This is a genomic window from Paenibacillus xinjiangensis, assembly GCF_059686975.1.
In genome coordinates this window covers 1-26,180 of sequence record NZ_JCAALS010000025.1, presented here as the reverse complement: position 1 = coordinate 26,180, position 26,180 = coordinate 1, and the positions used below count along the sequence as shown (strand labels likewise).

The window sequence follows — 26,180 nt, the reverse complement described above, 5'->3', positions numbered from 1 at the left end:
TTAGTTGCCTCCTATGATTTCACGTATTCTTGCTGCAATAACCTCAATATCGTCTCCAAGCAGAGGACGAGGATCAATATCGAAATATCCTTGGCGCACGCCATAATCGCGAGTATATACCGCAATGTCTCCCTCTCTTAACTGATCATTCACTTCCTTAGCAGTAACTCCGGCCTTCTGCGGATCAATAGCAATGCGGCCGCGATAGATCGCTCTGCCTGCTTCATCCTGTACTACTGATACCCGAACGCCAGACAACTCGGATAAGGATTCAAGTGCCTGAAGTGAAGCTTTCTCCTGCTCGCTATTATCTTCCTTCACCATATATTCATCCAATGCCTGCAGCAGTCCGAAGGTTGTCTCCTTGCCCACCTTCATGCTTCGCCCGCTGGCATGAAGCTGTACCTTCAGCCAATCGATGTAGCGGCGCTTGCCGCCCACGATGCCTGAAGTCGGTCCTTCAATCGCCTTGGAGCCGCTATAGATGGCAAGATCGGAGTATTTCACATATTTGCGAATATCCTCCTCAGCCGCCGCGTCAACGATAAGCGGAATACTGCGGCGCTGTGCGATTTCCCACGCTTCCTCTACAGAGATCATGTTCTTCTGCACGCAGTGATGGGACTTCACATAGAGAATGGCTGCCGTATTCGCGGAAATGGCGTCTTCAATATGCTCCTTGCGTCCTTCGTTCGCGTAGCCGACCTCCACCACTTTCCCTCCACCCAGATAGACCATCGTCTCCACAGGTGCGCCATATTGGACATTATGCCCCTTCAGCATAATGATCTCATTACGCGCAATCGGGTCTTGATGAAGCCTCTCGCTTGCCCGGCGGTTTCCCTCCGTCACGATTGCCGCAACAGAAAGCGCAATACCGCTCGAAGCAGAATTGACCACTGCGGCAGCTTCCGATCCGAGTATCCCCGCAATGTAATTGCCTGCTTTATCAACAAGATCGGCAATCTCCACATACTGCTGTCCGCCTTGCTTCATCGCGTCCATGACTGTATTCGTAGGTGCGGATACACCGAGAATACTCATTCGTCCACTCGCATTAATAACCCGCTTCAATCCGTATTTAGCATTTAATGAATGATCCATTGACAATCGCTCCTTGTGCCTCAATATAGCGGTCTGCCACCCGCTTCTCTCCATCAGAATCCGTTAACGTAATCGCGCTTTGCTTCACGTGGAACAATGAGAGGTGGGCAGCATCCCCCACTTGTATACGTCCAAGCTCTGGCTTATTCAGCCAGCTGGCTGCATGAGTAGTAACGGCGGCGATCACTTCCTCCAAGCTGTAGCCCAAATAGAGGAACTTCGTTAATACGTTCGCCATGCTGTATACCGGCCCGTTCATCCGATTGCCCCGATAGATATCGGTGCTAATCGTATCTGGACGAACACCAGCCCGGCTTGCAGCTTCTGCCACCTTGAACGAGAAGCTTGCTGTCCCATGACCGACATCGAGATGGACCCCTCTATGAATGGCTGCCAGCAGCTCCTTAAGCGGCTTGCCCGCTGCATCGAATAGATTATTTGGTTTTCCATTTAAATAATGAGTAATGATATCCCGATCCTCTAGCAGCTCCAGAACCTCTTCAATTCGAGGAGGAGCCGAGCCGATATGCACCATAAGCGGGAGCGATGTAGCCTTCGATAGCTGCCTCGCAATCCGGAGCGGCTCGATTCCACTATCCTTCACTACACTGCTGCTTATCCGTGCCTTCAAGCCAACAATGCGGTCTGAATAGTCATGAACGGCTCGAATAGCCTTCTCCCTATCCAACCATTCCAATTGGGACAGCTCGTCTACTCTCGCAAGACCAATACGTGAAATATTGAGGAAGGCGTATACGTTAGTCGCAGCCGCCTCTGCGCTAGAGAGCAGCTCTGCAATCCGGTCCGCGCCGCAGCTTCCTGCATCGACGATGGTTGTTACCCCTTGCTTCACACCAATCTCGTCTATTTCATCCCCATAAGGATCGAATGCAGGGAAGGCATGCACATGCATATCAATCCAGCCGCTGGACACATACAGCCCTGAGCCGTCGAATCCATCGTCTCCAACAGCAGCCCCTGCCTCCGTGATCTCAGCAATCATTCCATTCTCTATAACGATGTCGACGGCTTCCTCTGTTACGCGCTTCACATGACGCAGCACGAATCTCTCTTGCATCTGCACCTGAACTCACCTCTCTGACGAATCAACTGAAGCAATGAATGCCCGAAATGTCATACCAACTTACCTATATTGCGTTCATTTATAATCAAATATGCCAGCTGGCTTGCTCACCAACGCTATTAGAATAACACAGCAATCCGTCTAAGTAAATATAACGTTATAATGTTTGAAAGCGCAATTATTTATCCATAATCACCTAGATTATCCAATGCGGTCATTGATCATATTTTCTAGTGGCCAGCCGCTTTCCTTAATAGGTCGATTCGGTTACAATATGACAAGTGTGTTTCCGGACCCGGCGGATTCTGTTACTAACAAAGACTTTGGAGGCTCAAATGCAAAAGGAATCCCTTTCTACTGTTAAAATCGTTACAGCCGATCCGAGCGCGATTGGTTTATTTGGCTTGGCTATGGTTACATTGGTTGCCTCATCAGAGAAGCTTGGCATTACGTCTGGCTACAGCTTAGTCCTTCCTTGGGCAATCTTTCTCGGGGCGTTCGCCCAACTATTCGCTAGTATCCAAGATGGCAAACATAATAATACATTCGGCATGACTGCTTTCGGTGCCTATGCTTTCTTCTGGTTCTCAATGGGTGCCAGCTGGCTGATTAAGCTCGGCGTATTTGGAACAACTCTGGCAGAGGGCGTCGATGGGAAGCAGCTAGGCTTCGCCTTCGCAGGTTACCTCGTATTCACCCTGTTCATGACTATTGGAGCAATGGAGACGAATAAAGTGTTGTTCTTTATTTTCGTCCTGATTGATTTCTTATTCCTAGGCTTAAGCTTCGATGCTTTCGGTGCACCAGCAATCTTCCACTCTATCGCTGCCTATGCAGAGCTGTGCATCGGATTATTATCCCTGTATGGCGCAGGCGCATCTGTGCTGAATACCCATTTCGGACGAGTATTTCTTCCAGTTGGCGCTCCATTCGGCGTATTTAAAGACCATAAGTAATCAAATCCAACGAATTAACCGCCTCATGCGCCGGTCAGCATGGGCGGTTTTTCTTATTGCATATTGAATAAATATTCATAATATAGTATTTTTATACGAAACAAATAAGGAATGAGGTGCCCGCTTGTGGATCAACTGTCCAAAATTATATCTTATCTGAAGGAAGATGCTCTAGGCAGCATTACGCTGCTCAAAATGATTGATTCGTATCGCAACAGGATGATCAGCTATCTAATAGAGGAGCAGCCTCATCATTGGGGCTTCGTAATGCTGCTGCCCGTATCTGCCGCTCCTTACGATACAGCCATGTACCCGAATGCTGATTATATTGTTTTTGTAGACTACACCAAGGATTCGATCTTCCTCCAGCTGCTCGAAGGACTGCCCCCTCACTCCCGTTTCATCTTCAAGCTTCATCGAGAATACAGCTGTATTCGACTTGCTGATTTCTATAGGTTAGAGAAACAGCGAACCTTCTGCTCCTATACTTCACCTTCTCAGGAAGAGGAGGCTCTGCATGTAGATCCGGAGGTTCAAATCCATCATTCGCTAGAGGAGAGGATTATCCCATTGTGGGCTAGCAACGGCTATAGCAAGCAAGAGGTCGAGCAATATTTCCATCGTGGGGCTGTATCCTTCACCATATTTGAAGAGGGTCAACCCGTAAGCACAGCCCTGGCATTCCACAATTATAAAGACATATGGGAAATAGGTGCTGTTCATACTATAGAGCCCATGAGAGGACGTGGTCTAGCCAAAAGAACCGTTCGTTCGGCTCTTCAGTATTTGAGCAGCAGACAGCTTACTCCACGCTATCATGTTCTAGATACGAATGTAGGCTCTATCGCACTAGCTCAGTCACTTGGCCTAGTCCCTTGTATGGTATTAAAGCATTTCTCAGCCATTCCAGCACACGAAAAACAGGAGCCATCCCAAGAATAGGAGAGTTCCTGCCTGTCCAGCCCACTTATTTTCGCTTATCCAACTTATTGGCTAACCACGTTCCGAGCAGCTGCACGATCTGCACCAGAACGAGCAGCAAGATGATACAAGCAATCATAATGCTCGTATCAAACCGCTGATACCCATAACGGATCGCTAAATCTCCGATGCCACCACCGCCGACTGTACCCGCAGCAGCTGAATACGAGATGAAGCTAATGATTGTAACCGTCAGACCAGATACTAAGCCAGGTCTTGCTTCCGAGAGCAATACGCCGAATATGAGATGCCGCAGCGACGCTCCCGAGGCTACCGCAGCCTCGATCACTCCCTTAGGCACATCCCGAAGACTCTGCTCCACTAGTCTGGCATAGAAAGGAATCGCTGCCACGGACAGCGATACAGCAGCTGGGATAGGTCCTATGGTCGTGCCAGTAACAAACCTAGTGAACGGGATCAACGCAACAATGAGAATGATAAAAGGAAAGGATCTCACTAGATTGACGATATAATTCATACTGCTGTACAAATACCGATTCTCATAGAAATTACCGGGAGCGAATAAGAACAAAATAAGACCGATCGGCATCCCAATTAGAACCGCGCTAGTCACCGATATGGACACCATAATGAAGGTCTGCTGAATCGACTTCATAATCTCTGGCATAAGCGCAAGAATACTATCCATGATGCTGAGTCTCCTTGCTCCAGCCATTCGATGTGTCGAAGAGGAACTTCGCAAGCGGAGTAGTCGGCACTACATCGGCTGCTCGTAGATCAATCCGCTCAATGATGCTTCCACTATCCATGATTGCAACTTGATGGCATAATCGCTTCACGACGTTAATCTCATGCGTGACGAGTAGAATCGTGACATCCAGCTCCTGATTTATTCGCTCCAGAAACTCCAATATAGACAGGGTCGTAATCGGGTCCAGCGCAGAGGTTGGCTCATCGCATAACAGCACTTTCGGATGGTTCGCCAGTGCTCTGGCGATCGCTACCCGCTGCTTCTGCCCACCACTGAGCTGTGCGGGATATTGATTCGCTTTATCTGATAATCCAACGATATCGAGGCATTCCTTCACCCGCTTCTTACGTTCATTAACCGCCACACCTGCTGCCTTCAGCACGAATTCAATGTTGGCCGAGCATGTCTCATTACTAAGCAGATTGAAGTGCTGAAAGATCATTCCAATCGAGCGTCTAGCCTCACGCAGCTCCTTGGCAGACAGCTTCGTCAGCTCTTGTCCATCTATATAGACCTCACCGCCAGTAGGCTTCTCCAGCAGATTAGCCATTCGAAGCAAAGTCGATTTGCCAGCCCCGCTGAATCCAATAATACCTTGAATCTCACCTTTCTTTACTTCCAATGAGGTAGGCTTCACGGCCTGCACTTCATTGGCTCCATCTCTATAGATTTTGCTCACTTCCTGCAACCGAATCATTGGTGTACTCCTATCCTTCAACGTTTAAGCTTAGAATACCATTTTTTTGCGGACGACACGAGACAAGCCAGCCTTCTGCATGCAGAAAGCTGGCTTGTCATGCGGCTATACACCATAACGTATATGGTCGTCAGGCCGCTTTATGATTCGCGAACGCTTGAAATGCTTAATTCCCTTTAATTGATCCAAGGATCGATTCACATGTCCCTGAAAATGCTTCGTCTTAATCTTTCGTGCATTCTTCCCTCTTAGCAGCTGCTTATCGCTTATTTTCCACGTATGAGATTTGCGATTAGCTCTGCGGAATGCCGCGAAATTGTACGTAGAGGTCGTATAGATGCGGAAGCCCTTTCTTACACATGCCGCGACAAAGCGGACATCAGAGCCCTGCCGCACATTCGTAGAAAATTTTACCTTACGGAACACGCGCTTATGGAACATGATTGTAGCACCAGCTATCCGCTTGCATCTTCTGTATGGTCGAATGGGACTTATGCGCTTCAGCAATAAGGAGCGATGCGGGAAATAGAAGAAACAAGCGCGTTTACCAACGACATCGGCTCTAGCTTTCGTGAACGTTGCCATCGCTTCTGGTATATAGCTGGGTGCATAATAATCATCATCGTCAAACTTGGCGATGTATTTATATTTGGCTCTGGCAATGGCGTAATTCAGACAAGCGCCGAGCTTTTTGCTCCCCGGCTGTCTGAATACTCTAACGTTCGGGTATTGCTGCGCGAGCTTCCTGTAGGGCTCTATACTGACATTATTCTTGTTAATAATAATAATTAATTCTTTGGTCTGCCATTTCTGGCGAGCATAATTGCGGAAGATATGGCGAATGAACTCTGGTCTAATAGTCGGGGCAATGATAGTGACACCTCTTTGTTCTCGAAGATCCACGGTAGGCTCTCCTCTCCTTCTATGAAAATGGACATGCGGCACTAGGCATCGGTCGTGCTCAAATCTCACATTTCTTAATATTTTAATAGAATATAGCAGCATGTTTGATAGGGAGGAATATTATATGAAGGAAGGATACTCGGCTCATAACGGACACGGCAAGGTTGGCATTATCGGCCTCGGCTTTGTCGGACTGCCACTGTCGATCACATTCCTGCACAGCGGGTTCGACATCATCGGTGTTGATTATGATCAGAGCAAAATAACGACAATTCAGAGCGGGCGAAGCTACGTTCAGGATATTCAGGATGATGTCGTAGCAAATGCGGTCTCATCAGGCAAATTGCAAGTGTCGACAGACTACTCGGCTTTAGTGGATTCCGATACGATTATCATATGCGTGCCAACGCCATTATCCACGGACAATAGCCCGGACTTAAGCTTCTTAACCCATACTTGTGAGCAGCTCTATCCACTTCTGAGATCCGGTCAGCTTATCGTTATCGAGAGCTCCACTTATCCAGGTACGACTAGAGAGGTCGTTCAGCCCATCTTGGAAAAAAGCGGCCTATCCATCGGTCGCCAGCTGTTCCTCGCTTATTCGCCTGAGCGGATTGACCCTGGCAACCATCAGCTCGCTCTCAGCGAAATTCCAAAAGTAGTGAGCGGCATAACGGTTACTTGCCAGAGCCTTGTACACCGACTGTACGAGCAGGTATTCCTGCACGTCATTGCAGTCTCTTCTCCAGAGGTTGCCGAGACGACGAAGCTGCTGGAGAATACGTTCCGGTTCATTAATATCTCGTTCATGAACGAATTCGCACAGCTATGCGACACAATAGGTGTGAATGTATGGGAGGTCATCAGGGCCGCAGCGACGAAGCCCTATGGCTACAGCGCCTTCTACCCTGGACCGGGAATCGGAGGGCATTGCATTCCAGTCGACCCGCTCTACTTGCAATGGAAAGCCGCACAGTTCGGCAGCTCCAGCCGCTTCATTACGCTATCTCAGGAGATCAATGAATCGATGCCCTCCTACATCGTCGACAAGCTGCAAGCCCATCTGCCCGATCAGAGGCCCTTGTCTGGAGCCTCTATTCTTGTATATGGCGTTACCTACAAGAAGAACATCGCAGATCTGCGAGAATCCGCAGCCCTGCCAATTCTTCATAAGCTTCTGGAGAGAGGCGCTACTGTCAGCTATCATGATCCCTTCGCACCATCCTTGAAGCTAGAGGATGGAACGGAGCTGCACAGCGTCCCCCTCACTGAGGAGCAGCTCCAACAGGCAGACTGTATCCTGATTTGCACCGACCATGATCAGATGCCCGCTTCATTCATTGCCGAGCATAGCCGGTTTATATTCGATACACGCAATACGCTAATCACCCCTAATGGAACAGCGAAGCTAGTAGGTCTGGGAAGCGGATTGAAGCAATAATTATTTATTAAATAATGACCTTGAAGCACACCCTTTTAAGTAGACATTGGGCAAACCCGCATGGGAGCCAATGATGCTTCCGAAAGGGTGTCTTTGTTAGGATCAGGGATTTTTCCATAACAATAATAATATAATACAATAAAACAAAATTTTATTGTAAAACAATAAAATTCATGGTAAAGTCAATTGACAATATACAAGTGAGGTGCTTTTTTATGAAACGTGGAACAACACTCTTTTTAAAGCTGGCTGTTATTCTTATTGGAATTCCAGTTCTTGCTTTGTGCGTATTTGTGGTGCCTGAGATAGCAAATTTCGCAGTAGAATTGTATCCGGATATGGCTTACTTGAAATTTCTTATTTATATCGATTTGTATGCATCAGCGATTCCTTTTTACATTGCTCTGTATCAATCCTTTAAGCTCTTAAGCTATATTGATAAGAATATAGCTTTCTCGGATTTATCTGTAAAAGCCTTAAAGGCGATCAAAAACTGTGCAATCACAATCAGTATCTTGATTGCAGCAGGCATGCCGCTCTTTTATCTCATTGGAGAAAAAGACGACGCCCCTGGGGTTATCGTACTCGGATTAATCATTATTTTTGCTTCTATGGTGATTGCAGTCTTCGCTGCTGTTCTTCAGAAACTTTTACAAGAAGCTATTGATATTAAATCAGAAAATGACTTAATCGTCTGAGGTGAATAACATGGCAATTATTATTAACATTGATGTGATGCTGGCTAAAAGGAAAATGAGTGTTACTGAGCTTTCGGAGAGGGTTGGAATAACGATGGCTAATCTGTCTATATTGAAGAACGGTAAGGCCAAAGCGATTCGATTATCCACTTTAGAGGCGATTTGCAAGGCTTTGGAATGTCAGCCTGGAGATATTCTTGAATACAGCAATAACGGGGACGCTCAAGATTAACATCTGAAATAGGCATTAGCCTCAATCAATAAAAACCTTAGGCACATACACTATCTCGGTAAAGACTTATTTATCGGGAGGAATATTTCATGAATTATGTGGTACGACCCGGAGATACCCTTTGGTCGATCGCCTCGAGATTCGGCACGTCCGTTCAAGCCATTATGCAAGCGAACGGCTTGACGAACCCGAACTATATTTATGTCGGATTAACGTTGTACATCCCTATACCCGGCCCGCCGTTCCCGCCTGGTCCACCGTTCCCTCCTAGCCCGCCCGGACCGGATAACCTAGAACGAAGGGTGACGCGCTTGGAGCGTCAAGTAGAACAGTTGAACAATCAATTTGATCGCCTCCGCAGGCGCGTAGATCGTCTGGAGCAGCAATCCTAGAGTAGAGGTCCGCCTCGGTAAGCATAAGAACGGAGCAGTCTGCTGCGGCAGCTGCTCCTGCTTTTCATTGTAGGGTTAGTTATTCGATCTTGAACTCCACTCTCGTTCCATCTGGCCATTCCTCCAGCTGATTGCTGACCCAGGCCCCCGCTCCGCGGTTATCAGATGGTGTTATGTAGGCAATATCAGCACCTTCACCGCCCTCCGCGCACATGGCCATCGGCCATTCGTCGCGATCAAATCCTTTTTTCGTAGGAATATCCTTAAGAGATGCCTTCCGGTTATCCTCTGCGCCTTCCCGATCAATCGTGCATATCGCTGACTCGCCGGCTGCAATGGCATCCTCAATATGCTTGGCTGTCTCTGGGTAGCGGTCAGACGGGACATAGATCGTGTAATCGCTGCCCACTGTCGTCTCCGACGATGAGGGGCTCTCCTTCAGCAAATCCAGCCTGGGCGCAATGAAGATGACGAATAGAGCAATAAGGACGGCTGCTAAAAAACTGTTTTTCGATTTCTTTTTCCGTTTCCGACTCAACTGTACGTTTCCCCCTGATGTTCGTTCACTATACTATCCTATTCTATTCTACCTAATGATTTACTTCGGAAGCAATGAAGCATACTGCCTTCTTAGACCGCTTAGCTTATCGAGCTGCTCGAAGGCCCGGCTGCCTCGCAGCTTCGTGACGCCGACGATGAGTGCTTCCACTAATGCGATTGGTGCCGTCATCGAATGAAAGCCTTCAATCTCGCCTCTATCTAGCTGAAGGACGATATCGCTTTGGGTGAGCATGTCGGATACGAGCAGATCTGTAACGAGAAGCGTTGTGTAGCCTGCATGCGCAGCATGGTCGAGCAGAACGGTCAGCTCTGGTGAACGCTTGACGAAGCCGAAGAGAAGGACGACATCCTGTGCGCCAGCAAGGGCAAGCGTCTCCAGCAGTTGACGACCACTGCCAGCCATCACCACAATTCTAAGCCCTATTCGGCTTAGCCTGAAGCTTAAGAGCTCCGTTAAGCAGGATGCCGCTCCCGTACCATATACATACACCGTATTTGCCTGATGGAGAGCTTCCACCGCACTAGCGAAGTGGGCACGATCCAATCGTTCAGACGTTATCGCCAGATTAGAGTGCGCGATGGTTACCATCTCCCCCATCACATCGGCTTCCTCGGAACCTACTTTGCGGATGATATGCTGCATTTTCCCGGCGGGTGTGGCATGTTCGTTCTCCTGCAGATGCTTCTTGAACGCTTTCAGATTATCGAAGCCTATGAAGCGCCAGAACCGAGATACGGTTGCCGTACTTACACCAACAGCCTCTGCAATATCCTCCTCGGTGCAAAACGGGATTTGGTTCAATGCTCCAGCTACATAATTGGCTATCACCTGCTGACTCTTCGACATGCGCTGGGTATCCATCTCGAACGGAAATGTTGCCATTGTGGTTGCTCCTTCTTCTGTTGACTAGGCTATTAATGCTTCCTTTATTATAGCTGTTCATGCAATTAAATGAAAGTTTTCTTTCATGTTAAATAAAAATGTATTTTTTTACACAATATATATAATACCTTAACTGTCCGATAACAATTGATCCCTATATTGAGTGAGAAGCCAATAATAGGGAGGAATTACAATGGTCTCAGCGCTTAAGCGCCGATACGAGTTAACGCAATCTCAGAAGCTAATGGTGTTCATCCTGTCGATGTCATTATACGGAATATCGAACATGTTCTCCGAGCTCATCCCCGAGCTCAAGCTTGGCCCGATTGAAATCAAGGTGGAGTATTTTGCTTTTATCCCGTTGACCCTCTGCGTGCTCTTTCACCCGCTGTATGCGGCTATTGGAGCCGCATTCGGAGAAGTCATCTTCGGTGAGCTGCTGCTCGGTCAATTCGGCGGGCTTGGCGAGCTGGAGAAATTCATCGAATTCTCGCTAGCCATGTACATAGCTGGACTGATGGTCAAAGATCCACGCAACCGCAAGCAGCTCGCAATCGCTTCCTTCACGGCCGTGGGCATCGATCAGATGCTGGGTGCAATCGTCGACATGAGTAAGGTCTGGTTCGGTATTGAGGAGCTTGAAGCGGTGCAGGGCATCCCTGAGAGCATTCTCCTTATTGAGGGACTAGGCTTCCTTAATGCGATGGTCGTTACGGGTATCTTCTTCACTCTGCTGCCAACTCTTTATCTTGTACCCCGTCTATATGGCAAAATCGAACCACTGCTCGGCATGAAGCCGCGTGACAGCCGTGTAGCTGTATCCTGGGGACAGCTCGTTACACCACGCCTGCTCATCGTATCGATTCTGTTCGTATTTGTCGGTGTCATTGCCGAATTCTTGTCTGAATCCGACATTAACTTTGCCGTATGGGAGCCTGAGTTCATTGAGCAATACGGGAGCGGCTTCATGTGGGTGAGTGTAGGCGCAGCTGCTCTAGTGCTTGCTGCTACTATTATCTATGCCGTACGCAGCCGTTCTGGCAAGACCGCTGGGGGAGCTAAGCTGTGAGCACTTCCTCAGCAAGGAGCTCTCTACTTAGCAGGCAGCTAGAAGCTCCGATTATCCAAATGTCAGACGTCAGCTTCACCTACCCCGGAGCGGAATCGCCCTCTCTTAAGCAGATTAATCTGACTATTGAGCGCGGTGAATTCATAGCAATCGCAGGAACGAACGGGAGCGGCAAATCCACCTTATGCAAATGCTTGAATGGGCTTATCCCGAATTATTATGTTGGAGATCTGACAGGTCAGATCTCGATCGCTGGACTAAGCGCAGAAGCGGAATCAGTTGCCTCCTTATCTCGTAAGACCGCCTATGTGTTTCAAGACTTCGAGAATCAGCTCGTACGCCCTACTGTCTACGATGAGGTTATCTTCGCTCCACTTAATTACGGATATCCCGATTATCGGGACAGGGGAAGCCGCGCACTTGCGATGCTTGATATGGAACACTTAAAGGATCAATGGATCTGGCAGCTAAGCGGCGGCCAGAAGCATTTGACCGCACTTGCCGGTGCTCTGTCGCTTGATCCAGACATCATTATCGTTGACGAGCCGGTAGCCCAGCTCGATCCTTACCATGCTCGGTTAATCTACGACAAGCTGAAGCTGTTGAATGAGCAGCATGGCAAGACGATTATCGTGATTGAGCACCATACCGAATTCATAGCGGATTATTGCAGCAGGGTCATCTTGATGGACAGTGGCAGCATTCGTTCTGTGAAGCCGACTCAGGAAGCACTATCTGCGGTAGAGGAGCTGGAATCCCTTCATATTCTGCCTCCGCAGGTGACACTAGCCGTACGGGATATGGAAGCACAGACGAAGGCGGCTGACGCTCGCCAGCCCGCTCCAAGGCTGTATCCGGTTACGATAGCTGAGGCCGTAACCTATTTCAGAGACAGCATAGACACCGCCCAGAAGCAAGGCCATACCGACTTCACTCTGGATCAGCCATACTCGACCTCTTCGCAAGCTGATCAAGGCAAGGAGCAGCCAGCGCCCGTCATCGACTTCCGCAATGTCTCCTATGCCTATAAGACGATAACAAGGCAGAAGCATCCCGTTCTGCGGGACATCAGCTTGACCCTGCATGAAGGGGAGAGGATTGCCTTGGTCGGCAACAACGGTGCAGGCAAATCTACACTGCTGAAGCTAATTTCCGGCATCCGCAGGCCAAGCGAGGGGCAGATTGATGTATGCGGATATAACACGCGAACCACCGCACCGGAGCATCTGTCTGACTATGTCTCGTACATTTACCAGAACCCTGAGGAAATGTTCATTGAAGATACCATCCGCAAGGATGTGGAGTATTTCCTGAAGGCGCGCCAGATCGCAGACCGCCAGCCGTTCATAGATGAGATTATGGAGCGTCTTCATCTGACCAAGCTTCAAGGGAGGGATGGCCGTCTCTTAAGCGGCGGGCAGCAGCGCAGAGCAACGTTAGCCATCGGGCTGGCTATGCGTCCGACCGTTATGCTGCTGGATGAGCCAACTGCCAGCCTCGATGCCTCCAGCAGACGCGAGATGACAGCGATGCTGTCCAAGCTGAAGGATCGGGTGCGTACCGTTGTTATCGCCACGCACGATATGCAGCTGGTCGCGGAATGGGCGAACCGTGTCATCGTGATGCATAATGGTCAAATTGCGCTCGATACTGACGTCAGAACACTATTCAGCCGCGTCTCCCTGCTGGAGCAAGCTGGTCTTATCTCACCACAGATTACACAGCTCAGCGTCCAGCTTGGCATGCGTCCACCCTGCTTGTCTGTCGAGGAGTTCACTAGCCGGTTCGCAGGCATAGCCAGCACGAGCGCTACAAGCATTCAAGAGGAGGAATACAGCCTTGGAAACTCTGAAACAAAGCCTGCTGGATAAACTAAGCGTCGAGCAGATCAAGATCGAGCTGATGCGAACAGCATTCGGACGACAATCGACTCTGCTCTCTCGATTTGATCCCCGTATCCTGCTGGTGTGGTATTCCTTTTTCGCCGTCATCCCTTGGTTCATTCACAACCAAGCGGTACTGATTGGCCTGCTCATACCGATGGTCGTCCTAACGCTAACCTCCAAGGTGAGCCCGCTTGTCCTTCTCATCCTTGGAATCGGCCTTGTGAGCGAGATCAGTTATATTCTGATCGTTTCCCTCCTATTCGGAGGCAGCCTCGAGGGTGTATGGCCATTAATGACCTTAACGCTGAAGCTGCTTATCATCTCGCTAGCCAGTATCGCTGTATTTAACAGTATGGACCCGGAGAAGCTGAGTGACGCTCTGCTTAGTCTAGGCATGCCTGGACAATTCAGCTTCGGTGTATCCTATGGCTACCGTATGCTGCCAATCTTAATTGAGGAATATCATAACCTCATTCATTCCTTCCGCTTGCGCGGACGCGCTCCGCTGCGTAGAGGCCTCCTGCACTGGCGGGCTATCGTCTATATGATGAAGATTGCTGTGTTTGCTTTTTACCCCCTCATACTCAACACCGCGAAGCGGACGCGAACCACCGTCGAAGCTCTCGAGGTGAAGGGCTTCACTTATGCCCTAGTGAGTCCGGATGCGAAACGGCTAAAGCTCGCCTACTTGCGTATTCGCCCGCTTGATTATGTTTTTCTAACGGTTTCACTGCTCTATATTATTGGGTTATTTACCGCTGGCAATTACATCGTATTATAATATCTGCTGAATGAACGGAGATGGAATATCTGCATGAACATTGACCTGCACACTCATGGAAAGCTATCCAAAAAAACGGAGTTTTCACTCGATTATTTTTTATCTATGGCACGTGAAGCGAAGGATAACGGACTTGATGCCATTGCGCTTACCGAGCATTTCAACACCCATCGGTTCTTCGATATGATCGACCAGCTGGATCATAACTTCGACTATGTCGGTGATCATTACGTGGTTGAAGGACTGAAGGTATTCTCCGGCATGGAGATTGACGTGAAGGAAACCGGGCATATTCTTGTGATCGGCAACCGCCACTGGATTCGCGAGCTTCGTACCGAGCTGGAGCCCTTCTCGCAGAAGAGGGAATTCATTCCTTTCGAGCAGCTTCTTGATCGGACGGAGAACATGCCTGGCGTACGTATTGGCGCTCATCCGCTGCGTGAGAGCACACCGCTTATTCACCACCCGAGCGAGCTGCTTGGACGCCTTGATGGATTAGACCTCAACGCCAAGGACCTGCATGCTGCCGGAATCTCTATGGCAGACCGGGTTCGAGAGCTTGCAGAGCAGGTGGGGCTGCCTGTATTCGCCGGCAGCGATTCCCATCAGCCGCTTCAATTCGGAAGTGTGATGAATCGCCTGGATCAGGATTGCGATACCGCTGAGCAGCTGCGTCTTGCCCTGCTGTCGGGTGCCTATCAGCTCGAGATATCACCATGTCTTCATGTGAAGGTGAAGGCCGCACAAATGATGAAAGAGCTGCTTAAGCAGTCCTTAGGCGTGGCCTAACGACGGACTGACGGATTTACTGCTCCATTCCTGCAAGGCTCCACGGAAACCTCCACAAAAAAGCTTGCGGCACATTAGCCGCAAGCTTCTTCCTATGGTTAAGGTTTAGTTGGAGTTGGTGCACAGACACCATCGGCACACGCAGCATCCGCTGCATCGCCTTCATCACCAATAACGGTGAAGGGCTGCTGCTCTTCCCAAGCCTTCTGAATGGCCCCGAGGAACACATCACTCTGCTGAGCGCCAGATACCGCATATTTACGGTCAATAACGAAGAACGGTACACCCCTCACGCCAAGCTGACCCGCTTCCTCCTCATCTGCACGAACTTCCTCAGCATAAGCAGCATCTTCAAGCGCCTTCATAGCTGCATCACGATCAAGTCCGATCTCTGCCGCCAAATCCGCTAACGTCTCTTGATTGCCAATATGCTTGGAGTCAGTGAAGTATGCCTTGAGCAGACGCTCTGCCATCTCTTCCCGCTTCCCATACTGCGCTGCGAAATGCGTCAAGCGATGCGCATCGAATGTATTGGTCAGCTTGATTGTATCCATATGATAATCAAGGCCGAGTGTTCTAGCTTGCTCGGTTAAGCTCACATTGTTGGAAACCGCTTGCTCCCGGGTCATCCCATACTTCTTAGACAGCATATCATGTACATCATAATCGACTTCACGGCTTGCGCTCGGATCAAGCTCGAAGCTGCGGAATTCAACTTCTATCTCATCGCCGTGAGCGAACTGCTCAAGCGCACCCTCCAGCCGACGTTTTCCAATATAGCAGAAGGGACATGCAAAGTCCGACCATACTTCTATTTTCATAAGACACCAACCTTCCTGTTTATCTTATTAATAGTAATATACTTTATATTCTAAAGCAAGTTCATCATTTTACCTGTCCTGTACAAAAGAACCCTCAACCCTCGGCAGACCGAGTGAAGGGCCATTCTTTCTGATATGCTGCAGACTATAGCCCGACTGGCAATTGGAGCTGCTTCGTCAGGTCCTCCAGCTTGATCGTATCGGTAGGCGGCTCAGTCTTGAATGAAGGAGCTTTGTTGATGTCGCTGTACGCTACGTCGAAGTGGAACCCGAGCTTAGAGGCCTGCCCACTGTCTTTATCTGTATACTGTACATTGAACTTCCCTGCTTGATACACGAGAAGCTTATCCTTGATGGCTCCTACAACAGAGAGCTCATTCACCTTCACATCATTCTCCAGCGTAGCTATGATGTCGGCTTGGTTCTTCTCCAGGTCAGTCTTCATCTGTTCAATATCCTCTTGGCTCTTCTGGGCTGATTGGAGGTAGGCCTCATTCGAGGCTAGTACATCAATCAGCTCTGGCAGGAGCTTAGTCACGATCATTTCCACCGATTGCTGATAGCCGCTCTCATCAACAGAGAATTTCACAACTTGATCTGCGGTGATACTCTCCGGCAAGCCCGCATCCTCCACTTTTACATTGCTAAAGTATGCTTTTTCGTCAAAATGCTTCAAGAATACCACGCCTATTTCTTGGGCGAACTGCTGCAGTACAGCAGCATCAAGCGATGCAGGTGCATCCTGCTGAGCGGCGAGCGCTTCTATATCAATCTCCATGTATTTGCCGATAAGGTTCTCTGGCAGCGGCAGCAATGGAATATTAGGCACCTGTACATATAGCTTCTGCTCGCTCAGAATCATTGGAATCGTTATGGTAAGTCCGGATAGAACGATACTGAGCTCCATATCCGTGCGCATGGGTTCCTTCTGGTATACGGCATTCACATTCATAACGGCACCCTTCAGCATCCCTGCGATTGCTGGCATTGATAACAATCCTTGCTGCTGCGAGGCATCTGCCGCGAGCTCGAGCTCATCGATTCCAAAGGCTATAGTAGCTGAGTAAGAGTCCGCATCCATCATTCGAGTCATAGCATCCTGCAGCGCTTCCTTCGGCGGTGTGCCTGAGCTGCAGCCAGCAATTACAATAAGAACGGCAGTGAGCAGTAGCACTGTTATTCGTTGCAACCTTTTCATTCGTCTTAGTCCCCCCTTATTGTTCTACACAGCACCTCCATTTTATAACACCTCTATTGGATTTAGAAGCCACACACCAAAAATCCCGTAACCGAAGGACGGATACGGGATTTTGTATGCAATAGTAGTGGCTATTATTATCCTTCAGGGTTTAAGTGCGGTGTATGATTATGCTGCTTGGTCTTCTTGGAGCCAGACAGCGGCTCTTGAGACTGATTATGCCGCTTGCTCTTCTTGTTCTGATTTCCTTCTGCCTCTGGTACGGGAATGCTGCTTGGTTTACCCATGGCTAACCCTCCTCCTTCTAGCAAGTTCAGCTTTGCTGGTTCTTCATATCGATCTTCTTATCATGATTCATATCATCCTGATGGCTGCGATCATTCGCATCCTGCTGAATCTGCTGTGCATGATGGCTGTTCACTGGCGTCTCCGCCAGCTCATCAATCACGTTTGATAGGTTTTTATCAAGTGATCCCTTTGCTCTGGTCATCGTTCTTATGCCCTCCCTTAGCTAGGCGTGCGTTAACTGATGCAGCGCTTGTACGCATTCGTGCAAGTGCCGGGTATAGTCCTCGACAAGCTGTTGGATGATATCTCCTCGTTCATCCACATGCAAGCCATCCTTCTCAACGTCGATAAGCTCTACCCTTACTTCTCGGCTATCCACATACTGCACCTTGAAGTCGAAGGAATACGCTTGACGTCCTGCTGTCTGAATCGTTACGCGCAGAGCGCTTGATTCCGATTCATCGCCTACAACTTCACATTTGTCCGCTTCCTTAATCCAGTCCGGCAGTGTCCGCTGCCAAGCCTCTACAAGCTGCTGTTGATCGATTTGAAGCTCGTCATCTTCTTTGGCCATATGATAAAGCACCTCCACCTCTTATAAGATGCGGCAACGTTATTCGATTTATGCGGCCAAATCTATCCTACTTATCCACAGTTATATCCACATTGAATCCCCGTTATTAACATTTTATAAGTTATTATCCCCAAAAACAGTGAAAAATGAGCCTACTTATCCACATGTTATTAATTTTACACACAAAAAAACGTCTAGGATGTTATCCCAGACGTTGTCGGTTATAAGTTAGTGGCGGAGAGGGTGGGATTCGAACCCACGTGGAGTTGCCCCCTAACGGTTTTCAAGACCGCCCCGTTATGACCGCTTCGGTACCTCTCCAAGAACTAAATCAGCACAAGTGTTATTATAGCACAGGATCAAAAAAAGATGCAACCTTTTTTTGATCCTCTGCCAAAAAAAATTAAGCGCGCGGACCAATGACCGAAATTCCGCCCATATATGGACGAAGAACTTCAGGAATAACAATAGTTCCGTCTGCTTGCTGATAATTTTCTAGAATAGCAGCGAACGTACGTCCGACCGCAAGACCTGATCCATTAAGCGTATGAACGAACTCTGGCTTGCTCTTCGTATCCCTACGGAATCGGATACCAGCACGGCGCGCTTGGAAGTCCTCTACGTTCGAGCAGGATGATATCTCACGGTACGTATCTGCGCTTGGCAGCCATACTTCTAGATCATAGGTCTTCGCAGCTGTGAAGCCCATATCACCCGTACACAGCGCAAGCACACGGTAAGGAAGTCCGAGCAGCTGCAATACTTTTTCCGCATTTGCGGTCATTTTCTCCAGCTCTTCATAGGAATCCTCCGGCTTCGCCAGCTTGATCAGCTCAACCTTATTGAATTGATGCTGACGGATCAAACCGCGCGTATCACGGCCTGCTGCACCTGCTTCTGAACGGAAGCAAGAGCTGTATGCCACATAATGCTTAGGAAGATCACTTAAGGACAGAATCTCTTCCCGGTGCAGGTTCGTAACGGGAACCTCAGCAGTCGGAATCAAGAAGTAATCGGAATCCGCAATTTTGAACAGATCCTCTTCGAACTTCGGCAGCTGGCCTGTTCCAATCAAGCTGTCGCGATTCACGATGTATGGAGGTAGTATTTCCTCATACCCGTGCTGATCGCTATGCAGATCCATCATGAAGCTGATTAGAGCTCTCTCCAGACGCGCACCCAGCCCTTTATAGAAAGTGAACCTAGAGCCTGTAACTTTGCCTGCACGTTCAAAATCAAGGATATTAAGCTCTTGAGCGAGCTCCCAGTGTGCCTTCGGTTCGAAATCAAGCTTGGTCTGCTCGCCATGACGACGAATCTCCACATTGTCAGCTTCCGAAGAGCCTACAGGCACACTTTCATGAGGGATATTCGGAATAGCCAGTGTCAGCTCTTCTATCTGAGCTTCAATGGCACGAATCTCCTCATCGAGCTCCTTGATCCGATCGCCAACCTCACGCATCTCAACGATCAATGCATCCGCGTCGCCGCCTGTTTTTTTCAGCTTAGCCACTTCTTGTGACACGGTATTACGGCGGTTTTTCAGCTGATCCGTCTCTTGCAGCAAATCACGTCTCTTGACGTCTATTTCTGTGAAACCAGCAATCAGGTCGAGCGAAGCGCCACGATTGTTCAGCGCCTGCTCCACCTGCTCATATTCGTTTCTTAGCCATTTTATATCTAACACGACTTATGAACCCCTCTCTATAACCGGCTTGCTGCCGCTTCTTTCACCATATCAACGAAATAAGCATGAAGACGGTAATCATCGGTTAACTCCGGATGGAAGGATGAGGCAAGCAAATGCCCCTGTCTTGCAGTGACAATTTCTCCGTTGTATACAGACAATACCTCTACACCTTGACCGACTTCCTTGATGAGAGGCGCACGAATGAATACAGCTCTTACCGGTTGATCAATGCCTTGAATGTCCAAATCTGTCTCAAAGCTCTCGCGTTGGCGACCGAATGCATTACGCGCCACGATCATATTCATGAGTCGCAGATGGGCTTCTTCTTGCCCTTCAATACGATCAGCAAGCACAATAAGCCCTGCACATGTTCCGAACAATGGCTTGCCATGCTTAGAGAAATCGAGCAGTGCGTCGATAAAGCCATACTTGCGCATAAGCTTGCCGATTGTCGTGCTCTCTCCACCAGGTATAACGATCCCGTCCAGCTCATCTAGCTGTTCAATCCGTTTAACGGCGAGCGCTTCTGCGCCCGCCGCCTCCAAACTTCGTATATGCTCTGCAACTGCGCCTTGAAGCGCTAGTACACCTATCTTCATCGCTTACACGCCTTTCTATATGCCGTCTCTTATAGACCGCGGTCTTGCATCCGCTCTGAAGCAGCAAGCTTGGAGATTTCAATGCCTTTCATTGGTGTACCCAGGTTCTTGGATACTTCCGCGATCAGCTTGTAATCTTGGTAGTGCGTAGTTGCCTCTACGATAGCACGAGCGAATTTCTCAGGGCTGTCGGATTTGAAAATACCGGAGCCTACGAATACGCCGTCAGCACCAAGCTCCATCATAAGAGCTGCGTCAGAAGGTGTAGCTACGCCGCCTGCAGCAAAGTTAACGACTGGCAGCTTGCCATCGATATGCACTTGAAGCAGCAGGTCATAAGGTACGCCTAGAACTTTTGCTTCATTATAGAGCTCGTCCTTCGACAAGCCTTGAATTTTGCGGATTTGGCCATTGATCAGACGAAGGTGACGAACAGCTTCTACGATATTGCCTGTTCCTGGTTCACCCTTCGTACGAAGCATAGCTGCACCTTCTTGAATACGACGAAGAGCTTCACCGAGGTCTTTGGCGCCGCATACGAATGGAATTGTGAAGTCATTCTTGCTAATATGGAATACTTCATCAGCAGGAGTAAGAACTTCACTCTCATCGATGTAGTCTACGCCCATAGATTCGAGTACGCGTGCTTCTACAATATGTCCGATACGTGCCTTCGCCATAACCGGAATTGATACAACCTTCATTACCTGCTCGACAATCGTCGGGTCAGCCATACGAGCTACGCCGCCAGCAGCACGAATATCGGAAGGTACGCGCTCAAGGGCCATAACAGCCGTTGCCCCAGCAGCTTCCGCAATCTTTGCTTGCTCGGCGTTCATAACGTCCATGATGACGCCGCCTTTTTGCATTTCTGCCATACCACGTTTTACACGCGAAGTTCCAGTTTCCATGCTGTAAATCCTCCTCAAAGTTTAGCGCATCTCTATAGGCTCATCTACCTTGGCTGCGCTTATTCATATTAATCATAAATTCATCTATCATCGCTTGTTCTAAGCACTTATTTTACAGGAAGGCTTATCAATCGACAAGCTTTGATTTGCCTTCTTGCAGCGGTCTAGAACAGATCAACAATCCCATTGAACAGCCCTGTGAAAAAGTTTCCGATGCCTCTGAAGGACAGGCGAATCCAGCCTGCCTTCTCCACTTCTTCAGCTGCGATTAGATTAATCGTTTTATCCATTTCGATGCCTTCATCATTCGTATACTTATACGTTACCGTACCAACCTTCTGACCAGCGGCAATTGGTGCAACGAGTTCTTCTGGCTTCATCAATTCACTGCTTACCATTTCAATCTTAGGCTCCACGCCTTTTTTGATCATAAAGGAAATGTCTGATTCTGTCACGACTGGCACCGTTTTCTCGACGCCCTTCTTAACTTTGACCGATTCGATCGTTTCCACTACGGATTTCGCAGCAATAACGGATTTCTTCTCGAACGTGCTGAAGGCGTAATTATACATCTTCGCTGTTTCGTAGAATCGCGATTCCTTAGACTTGGCATTCATAACAACACTAATGTATCTCGTATCGCCTTGTTTCACGGTACCTGTGAAGGTATAGCCTGCGGCTGAGATATAGCCCGTCTTCATACCATCAACGCCCTCATATGCAAAAGCGCGCAAATAAGTATTGCTGGCATTCGAGCCGAGCATCCAGTTCCAGTTCGTCATCGCTTTATCATCACGTTCACGGAACTTATATTCTTGAAGCTTGGAGTAATCAAGGAACTCCGGATGCTTCTTCAGAATAGTCTGAGCTAGCAATGCCATGTCACGTGCTGAGATAACTGTCGTATCGAGCAGACCTGTTGCACTTGTGAAATGCGCCGTCTTCAGTCCAAGATCCTTAGCCGTCTCATTCATTTTCTCCACGAAGCCTTGCTCACTGCCCCCAATATGGGAAGCCAGTGCTACTGTTGCATCATTCGCAGAGCCTACTGCCATAGCAATATATAAGTCCTTTACTGTATGCTGGTCACCTTGTGCCAAATAGATTTGTGAACCATCAGGCGGTGTAGAAGCTGCTTCTTCGCTTACAGTAATCACTTGATCCCAAGCCAACGTTTTTTTCGAAATTTCTTCAAGAACGATATACTCTGTCATTAGCTTCGTCATACTTGCCGGAGGCCGAGGCTCGTCCGCATTGACGTCATATAAGACTTGGCCAGAATCCGCGTCAATCAATATCGCTGAGCTTACTTCCAGACCGAGAGAATTGGTAACCCATTCGCCGCCTGCTGTCCCCGCTGCGTTCACATAGCTTCCGCCTAATGAGAACACCGCCAACCATACCGCCATAAAAGCCGTCACTGCCATACGCAGTCTCATCGGCCTAATCATTGCCTTCAACGTCTTCTCCCCTTTTCCCCGTAAGTTTGTCGTGTTAATTGTATCACATGCGGGAGGGAGAGATAAACCTGACATGAACAGCTTTCATTTTCCTCACAAAAAAAAGCAGACAAGGGATCAGCGACCTAGTCGCTTAGTCCTTGTCTGCCGTCTTTCCCGTTAGTCGGGTTATTACAGCGAGTAGTTTGGTGCTTCCTTCGTAATTTGAACATCATGCGGATGGCTCTCACGAAGACCTGATCCAGAGATGCGAATGAACTGTGTATCATTCTTCAGCTCTTCAAGGTTCGAAGTACCGCAATAGCCCATGCCTGAGCGAAGGCCGCCAAGAAGCTGGTGTACAGTATCAGCTAGTGGCCCTTTGAAAGGAACACGGCCCTCGATACCTTCCGGAACGAGCTTGTTCTCGTTCTCTTGGAAGTAACGGTCTTTACTGCCTTCCTTCATAGCGCCAAGCGAGCCCATACCACGATATACTTTGAAGCTGCGGCCTTGGAAGATTTCAGTCTCGCCAGGGCTTTCTGCTGTTCCTGCGAACAAGCTGCCGATCATAATCGCACTTGCTCCTGCAGCAATAGCTTTCGTAATATCGCCAGAATATTTAATACCGCCATCAGCAATAACAGGCACATTGTATTCACGAGCTACAGCTGCGCAGTCGTAGATTGCAGTAATTTGTGGAACACCGATACCTGCGATAACGCGTGTTGTACAGATCGAGCCAGGTCCAATACCGACTTTAACGACGGATGCGCCTGCTTCAATTAGATCGCGAGTTGCCTCGCCTGTTGCAACGTTACCTGCAATGATAGTCAGATCCGGGTAGCTGGCACGCAGCTTGCGGACAGCTTCAATGATGTTGATGTGATGTCCGTGAGCTGAGTCAACTACGAGAACATCAATACCTGCTTGGACAAGCGCTTCGGCACGATCTACCGTATCCTTGCCAATACCTACTGCAGCGCCGCATAGCAGTCTGCCATGCTTGTCTTTAGCTGCATTCGGGAATTGAATTGCTTTTTCGATATCTTTAATGGTTATAAGGCCTTTAAGAATATTCGACTCATCGACAAGCGGAAGCTTCTCGATTTTGTGCTTTTGGAGAAGAACTTCTGCTTCTTCCAATGTTGTTCCTACTGGCGCTGTAACCAGATCGGATACGGTCATTACTTCGCTTATTTTGATCGAATAGTCATGAACAAACCGTAGGTCACGGTTCGTAAGAATACCGACTAGCGACTTATTCGCATCAACAATCGGAACCCCTGATATGCGGTATTTGCCCATAAGCTCTTCTGCGTCATATACATGATGATCTGGCGTCAGCGAGAAAGGATTCGTAATAACGCCGCTTTCCGAACGTTTTACACGATCTACTTCCTCCGCTTGCTGTGCGACCGACATGTTCTTGTGAATAATGCCGATTCCGCCCTCACGAGCTATAGCAATCGCCAAAGCCGATTCCGTTACCGTGTCCATCCCTGCACTAATGAGCGGAATATTCAGCTTGATGCTCCCGCTAAGTCTTGTTGATATGTCTGATTCTCGAGGCAGCACTTCTGATTTCCGTGGAATGAGTAGCACGTCATCGAATGTAAGGCCTTCCTTGGCGAATTTCGTTTCCCACACGAGTATGTTCCTCCTTTAAATTTAGTACCTCTGATATATATTATTAGCAATATTATCAGAGGGGGTAGGGGCTGTCAAGGCTGTCCCATACCTCGATCAGACTGCGCGACAGGCCCATAAGGAAAAGCCTCCCACTACTGGGAGGCTTGTATTTTTTCAATTATTGCATTAGAAGAAATCTGGGAGAAACGGATTCGCATACGCCATTCTAGATTCAAGTCGCTCTACCACCGATCTATCACCTGCTATCATTTCATAACGGAACAGCTCCGAAGGCCGGCGATAACCTAATAATAGAGCAGATAATGTTCCAATATTTAAGGTTATACCCTCTGCGGCTGCGTTATTCTGAACAGCTGTAACGGAGGCAGAGCCATCGGCAGCGATATGCAGACCTATTGCTCCATTATTCCATGGCGCATGCTCATCCTTAATATTCAGAACGATTGTCTCCTCATTGCCTGGCACGAAACCATATTGAGCCAAGAAAGCAGCAGCATCGACAATTCTAGCCATGAAGTAAGGGTGGATCTCTATTTGAATGCGAGGATTAGGAAGTAAATAAGCTAATTGATCATCCGCTGACACCGTAATCTCTGCATAATCGATCATAGAATCATGCTGACCCATATAAGACCATAAGCTCTGACGAGCTTCCTCTGTAAGTGCGACAAGCTCATGAATATGCAATACTCTGTTCTTAACCTCGTAGAACACATAGCCTTGTGCAGCTGAGTCTACACCATAGTAGACAGCAGCATGGCCCTTCTTCGAGTTCTTGATCCGGTATTTCCACCAAGTCTCTGTTCTAACTAATGGTCCATTATACTGCTTAGCATAGGTATCATACAGCTCAGAGAGTAATGGATCATCTATTGGCTGTCTTACAACAGTTCCATTATAATTCGTTCTTGCCGGCATAAGCGCCGTATTGATCTTATACTTTTTGTTATCTGTGAAGAGCTCCCATCCGAACTTCCGATAGAATCCAACTGCGAATGGATGTAGATAGGATATAGTCTGCCCCTTCTCTCTCATCTGCTGTAAGGAATACTTAAGCAGCTGCGATACGAGACCTTGTCTTCGATACTCCGGCCATGTAGCTACACCAGCTATACCTCCCATCGCAAAAGGTTTACCGCCGATATAGGTTTGCAGCTCTAGAATAGTTAGCTGTGCTGCCAGCTTGCCATCCGAGAAGCCCCCGATACGCTGTGCAGGTTCTTGCTCCTGACGCTCCTGTATTCCTTGTAGTTGTTCAGATGTAACCTCATATTGAAAAGCAAACTTCGATAATTCCAGGCTTTCCAAAAATTCATCGTTATTTAATGGTCGAATTTCAATACTCATGCTTATCCACCTCTCGCAACCTTTACTGTAATCTAGAGAGATTATGTCATAGATAGCTCACTATAAGCAATTAAAGCATTCATATTCTCCCTCTAAAATAAAATACAAAAAGGCCTGTCACATGATGTGACAGGCTTCTCGTGCTTGGCGACGTCCTACTCTCCCAGGACCCTGCGGTCCAAGTACCATCGGCGCTGAAGGGCTTAACGGTCGTGTTCGGTATGGGAACGCGTGGTTCACCTCCGCCATCGCCACCAAACGTAGCGTTTGCACGCTGAAAACTGGATGCGAAAGATTAGAATAATTACTTTAGCTGATTCTGGGGCCCCCGCAAAGTATTCGGAATACTCCGGAAGCCTAAGCTTCACTTTGTGGGGTAAATTTAGGATAAGCCCTCGACCGATTAGTATTCGTCAGCTGCACGCATTGCTGCGCTTCCACCCCGAACCTATCAACCTCGTCGTCTTCAAGGGGTCTTACTAATTGGGAAA

General features: G+C 48.4%; 28 protein-coding genes, 1 tRNA gene and 2 rRNA genes. 10 read left to right on the top strand and 21 right to left on the bottom strand.

From position 1 onward, the window contains the following. Both AC6ESP_RS22080 and AC6ESP_RS22075 read right to left on the bottom strand, forming a co-directional pair. Positions 1-1,104 (bottom strand): DgaE family pyridoxal phosphate-dependent ammonia lyase, encoded by a 1,104-nt coding sequence (locus AC6ESP_RS22080; RefSeq protein WP_497098895.1) that lies wholly within the window; start codon positions 1,102-1,104, stop codon positions 1-3. Beyond that, on the bottom strand, positions 1,082-2,182 hold the full coding sequence (locus AC6ESP_RS22075; RefSeq protein ID WP_497098967.1) for an amidohydrolase/deacetylase family metallohydrolase: 1,101 nt from the start codon (positions 2,180-2,182) through the stop codon (positions 1,082-1,084). Before AC6ESP_RS22075 ends, AC6ESP_RS22080 begins: the two co-directional genes overlap by 23 nt. A gap of 341 nt (positions 2,183-2,523) precedes the next feature. On the opposite strand from AC6ESP_RS22075, the gene AC6ESP_RS22070 reads away from it, so the two are divergent. Both AC6ESP_RS22070 and AC6ESP_RS22065 read left to right on the top strand, forming a co-directional pair. Next, positions 2,524-3,144 (top strand): acetate uptake transporter, encoded by a 621-nt coding sequence (locus AC6ESP_RS22070; protein WP_497098894.1) that lies wholly within the window; start codon positions 2,524-2,526, stop codon positions 3,142-3,144. 126 nt (positions 3,145-3,270) lie between these two features. Next, on the top strand, positions 3,271-4,086 hold the full coding sequence (locus tag AC6ESP_RS22065; protein ID WP_497098893.1) for a GNAT family N-acetyltransferase: 816 nt from the start codon (positions 3,271-3,273) through the stop codon (positions 4,084-4,086). Positions 4,087-4,111: 25 nt separating this feature from the next. Here AC6ESP_RS22065 and AC6ESP_RS22060 read toward each other — a convergent pair whose 3' ends face one another. The 3 genes from AC6ESP_RS22060 to AC6ESP_RS22050 all read right to left on the bottom strand — a co-directional run bounded on the left by AC6ESP_RS22060 (position 4,112) and on the right by AC6ESP_RS22050 (position 6,437). Next, complete coding sequence (locus tag AC6ESP_RS22060) at positions 4,112-4,777, bottom strand: methionine ABC transporter permease (RefSeq protein ID WP_497098966.1); 666 nt, start codon at positions 4,775-4,777, stop codon at positions 4,112-4,114. Then, positions 4,767-5,534, bottom strand: a complete 768-nt coding sequence (locus tag AC6ESP_RS22055) for a methionine ABC transporter ATP-binding protein (protein WP_497098892.1) — start codon at positions 5,532-5,534, stop codon at positions 4,767-4,769. Before AC6ESP_RS22055 ends, AC6ESP_RS22060 begins: the two co-directional genes overlap by 11 nt. Positions 5,535-5,639: 105 nt before the next feature. Beyond that, positions 5,640-6,437 (bottom strand): glycosyltransferase family 2 protein, encoded by a 798-nt coding sequence (locus AC6ESP_RS22050; protein WP_497098891.1) that lies wholly within the window; start codon positions 6,435-6,437, stop codon positions 5,640-5,642. A 124-nt stretch (positions 6,438-6,561) separates the two neighbouring features. Here AC6ESP_RS22050 and AC6ESP_RS22045 point away from each other — a divergent pair, with 124 nt between their 5' ends. The 4 genes from AC6ESP_RS22045 (at position 6,562) to AC6ESP_RS22030 (ending at position 9,200) form a co-directional block, all read left to right on the top strand. After that, complete coding sequence (locus AC6ESP_RS22045) at positions 6,562-7,878, top strand: nucleotide sugar dehydrogenase (RefSeq protein ID WP_497098890.1); 1,317 nt, start codon at positions 6,562-6,564, stop codon at positions 7,876-7,878. A 215-nt stretch (positions 7,879-8,093) separates the two neighbouring features. Beyond that, complete coding sequence (locus tag AC6ESP_RS22040; protein WP_497098889.1) at positions 8,094-8,576, top strand: DUF2975 domain-containing protein; 483 nt, start codon at positions 8,094-8,096, stop codon at positions 8,574-8,576. A gap of 10 nt (positions 8,577-8,586) precedes the next feature. Next, a complete protein-coding gene (locus AC6ESP_RS22035; protein WP_497098888.1) occupies positions 8,587-8,808 on the top strand; it encodes a helix-turn-helix domain-containing protein in 222 nt (73 codons plus the stop codon). 89 nt (positions 8,809-8,897) lie between these two features. After that, the gene (locus tag AC6ESP_RS22030; RefSeq protein ID WP_497098887.1) at positions 8,898-9,200 is read left to right on the top strand and encodes a LysM peptidoglycan-binding domain-containing protein; all 303 of its coding nucleotides are present in this window, start codon (positions 8,898-8,900) and stop codon (positions 9,198-9,200) included. Between the two features lie 79 nt (positions 9,201-9,279). On the opposite strand, the gene AC6ESP_RS22025 is transcribed toward AC6ESP_RS22030, so the two are convergent. Both AC6ESP_RS22025 and AC6ESP_RS22020 read right to left on the bottom strand, forming a co-directional pair. Continuing rightward, positions 9,280-9,651, bottom strand: coding sequence for a NucA/NucB deoxyribonuclease domain-containing protein (locus tag AC6ESP_RS22025; RefSeq protein ID WP_497098965.1), 372 nt, complete (start codon positions 9,649-9,651; stop codon positions 9,280-9,282). A 147-nt stretch (positions 9,652-9,798) separates the two neighbouring features. Continuing rightward, positions 9,799-10,644, bottom strand: a complete 846-nt coding sequence (locus AC6ESP_RS22020; RefSeq protein ID WP_497098886.1) for a MurR/RpiR family transcriptional regulator — start codon at positions 10,642-10,644, stop codon at positions 9,799-9,801. 193 nt (positions 10,645-10,837) lie between these two features. Here AC6ESP_RS22020 and AC6ESP_RS22015 point away from each other — a divergent pair, with 193 nt between their 5' ends. Genes AC6ESP_RS22015 through AC6ESP_RS22000 form a run of 4 tightly spaced genes read left to right on the top strand, consistent with a single transcriptional unit; the run spans position 10,838 to position 15,169 of the window. Beyond that, the gene (locus tag AC6ESP_RS22015; protein WP_497098885.1) at positions 10,838-11,713 is read left to right on the top strand and encodes a DUF8171 family membrane protein; all 876 of its coding nucleotides are present in this window, start codon (positions 10,838-10,840) and stop codon (positions 11,711-11,713) included. Positions 11,714-11,772: 59 nt separating this feature from the next. Continuing rightward, complete coding sequence (locus tag AC6ESP_RS22010; RefSeq protein ID WP_497098884.1) at positions 11,773-13,584, top strand: ABC transporter ATP-binding protein; 1,812 nt, start codon at positions 11,773-11,775, stop codon at positions 13,582-13,584. Then, a complete protein-coding gene (locus tag AC6ESP_RS22005; protein WP_497098883.1) occupies positions 13,553-14,380 on the top strand; it encodes an energy-coupling factor transporter transmembrane component T family protein in 828 nt (275 codons plus the stop codon). The genes AC6ESP_RS22010 and AC6ESP_RS22005 overlap by 32 nt, the downstream gene beginning before the upstream one ends. 33 nt (positions 14,381-14,413) lie before the next feature. Next, a complete protein-coding gene (locus AC6ESP_RS22000; RefSeq protein WP_497098882.1) occupies positions 14,414-15,169 on the top strand; it encodes a PHP-associated domain-containing protein in 756 nt (251 codons plus the stop codon). 98 nt (positions 15,170-15,267) lie between these two features. On the opposite strand, the gene AC6ESP_RS21995 is transcribed toward AC6ESP_RS22000, so the two are convergent. The 14 genes from AC6ESP_RS21995 to AC6ESP_RS21930 all read right to left on the bottom strand — a co-directional run. Continuing rightward, positions 15,268-15,990 carry a DsbA family oxidoreductase gene (locus AC6ESP_RS21995; protein ID WP_497098881.1) on the bottom strand — a complete coding sequence of 241 codons (723 nt, stop codon included), beginning with the start codon at positions 15,988-15,990 and terminating at the stop codon, positions 15,268-15,270. A 145-nt stretch (positions 15,991-16,135) separates the two neighbouring features. Next, positions 16,136-17,188 carry a hypothetical protein gene (locus AC6ESP_RS21990; protein ID WP_497098880.1) on the bottom strand — a complete coding sequence of 351 codons (1,053 nt, stop codon included), beginning with the start codon at positions 17,186-17,188 and terminating at the stop codon, positions 16,136-16,138. A 137-nt stretch (positions 17,189-17,325) separates the two neighbouring features. Continuing rightward, on the bottom strand, positions 17,326-17,475 hold the full coding sequence (locus AC6ESP_RS21985; RefSeq protein ID WP_497098879.1) for a small acid-soluble spore protein P: 150 nt from the start codon (positions 17,473-17,475) through the stop codon (positions 17,326-17,328). A 26-nt stretch (positions 17,476-17,501) separates the two neighbouring features. Next, entirely contained in the window at positions 17,502-17,678 is a 177-nt protein-coding gene (locus tag AC6ESP_RS21980) for a hypothetical protein (protein WP_497098878.1), read from the bottom strand. A gap of 21 nt (positions 17,679-17,699) precedes the next feature. After that, complete coding sequence (locus tag AC6ESP_RS21975) at positions 17,700-18,050, bottom strand: hypothetical protein (RefSeq protein WP_497098877.1); 351 nt, start codon at positions 18,048-18,050, stop codon at positions 17,700-17,702. Between the two features lie 232 nt (positions 18,051-18,282). Continuing rightward, a tRNA-Ser gene (locus AC6ESP_RS21970) sits at positions 18,283-18,371 on the bottom strand. Between the two features lie 82 nt (positions 18,372-18,453). Further along, a complete protein-coding gene (gene serS, locus AC6ESP_RS21965) occupies positions 18,454-19,737 on the bottom strand; it encodes a serine--tRNA ligase (RefSeq protein WP_497098876.1) in 1,284 nt (427 codons plus the stop codon). Between the two features lie 17 nt (positions 19,738-19,754). Beyond that, on the bottom strand, positions 19,755-20,339 hold the full coding sequence (gene pdxT / locus AC6ESP_RS21960; RefSeq protein ID WP_497098875.1) for a pyridoxal 5'-phosphate synthase glutaminase subunit PdxT: 585 nt from the start codon (positions 20,337-20,339) through the stop codon (positions 19,755-19,757). Between the two features lie 29 nt (positions 20,340-20,368). Further along, on the bottom strand, positions 20,369-21,250 hold the full coding sequence (gene pdxS / locus AC6ESP_RS21955; RefSeq protein WP_497098874.1) for a pyridoxal 5'-phosphate synthase lyase subunit PdxS: 882 nt from the start codon (positions 21,248-21,250) through the stop codon (positions 20,369-20,371). Between the two features lie 164 nt (positions 21,251-21,414). After that, positions 21,415-22,701, bottom strand: coding sequence for a D-alanyl-D-alanine carboxypeptidase family protein (locus AC6ESP_RS21950; RefSeq protein WP_497098964.1), 1,287 nt, complete (start codon positions 22,699-22,701; stop codon positions 21,415-21,417). 180 nt (positions 22,702-22,881) lie between these two features. Then, positions 22,882-24,339 carry an IMP dehydrogenase gene (gene guaB, locus AC6ESP_RS21945; protein ID WP_497098873.1) on the bottom strand — a complete coding sequence of 486 codons (1,458 nt, stop codon included), beginning with the start codon at positions 24,337-24,339 and terminating at the stop codon, positions 22,882-22,884. A 168-nt stretch (positions 24,340-24,507) separates the two neighbouring features. Beyond that, the gene (locus AC6ESP_RS21940; protein WP_497098872.1) at positions 24,508-25,689 is read right to left on the bottom strand and encodes a GNAT family N-acetyltransferase; all 1,182 of its coding nucleotides are present in this window, start codon (positions 25,687-25,689) and stop codon (positions 24,508-24,510) included. A 142-nt stretch (positions 25,690-25,831) separates the two neighbouring features. Beyond that, a 5S ribosomal RNA gene (gene rrf, locus AC6ESP_RS21935) occupies positions 25,832-25,948 on the bottom strand. 124 nt (positions 25,949-26,072) lie between these two features. Next, positions 26,073-26,180, bottom strand: a 23S ribosomal RNA gene (locus tag AC6ESP_RS21930); the annotation flags it as partial.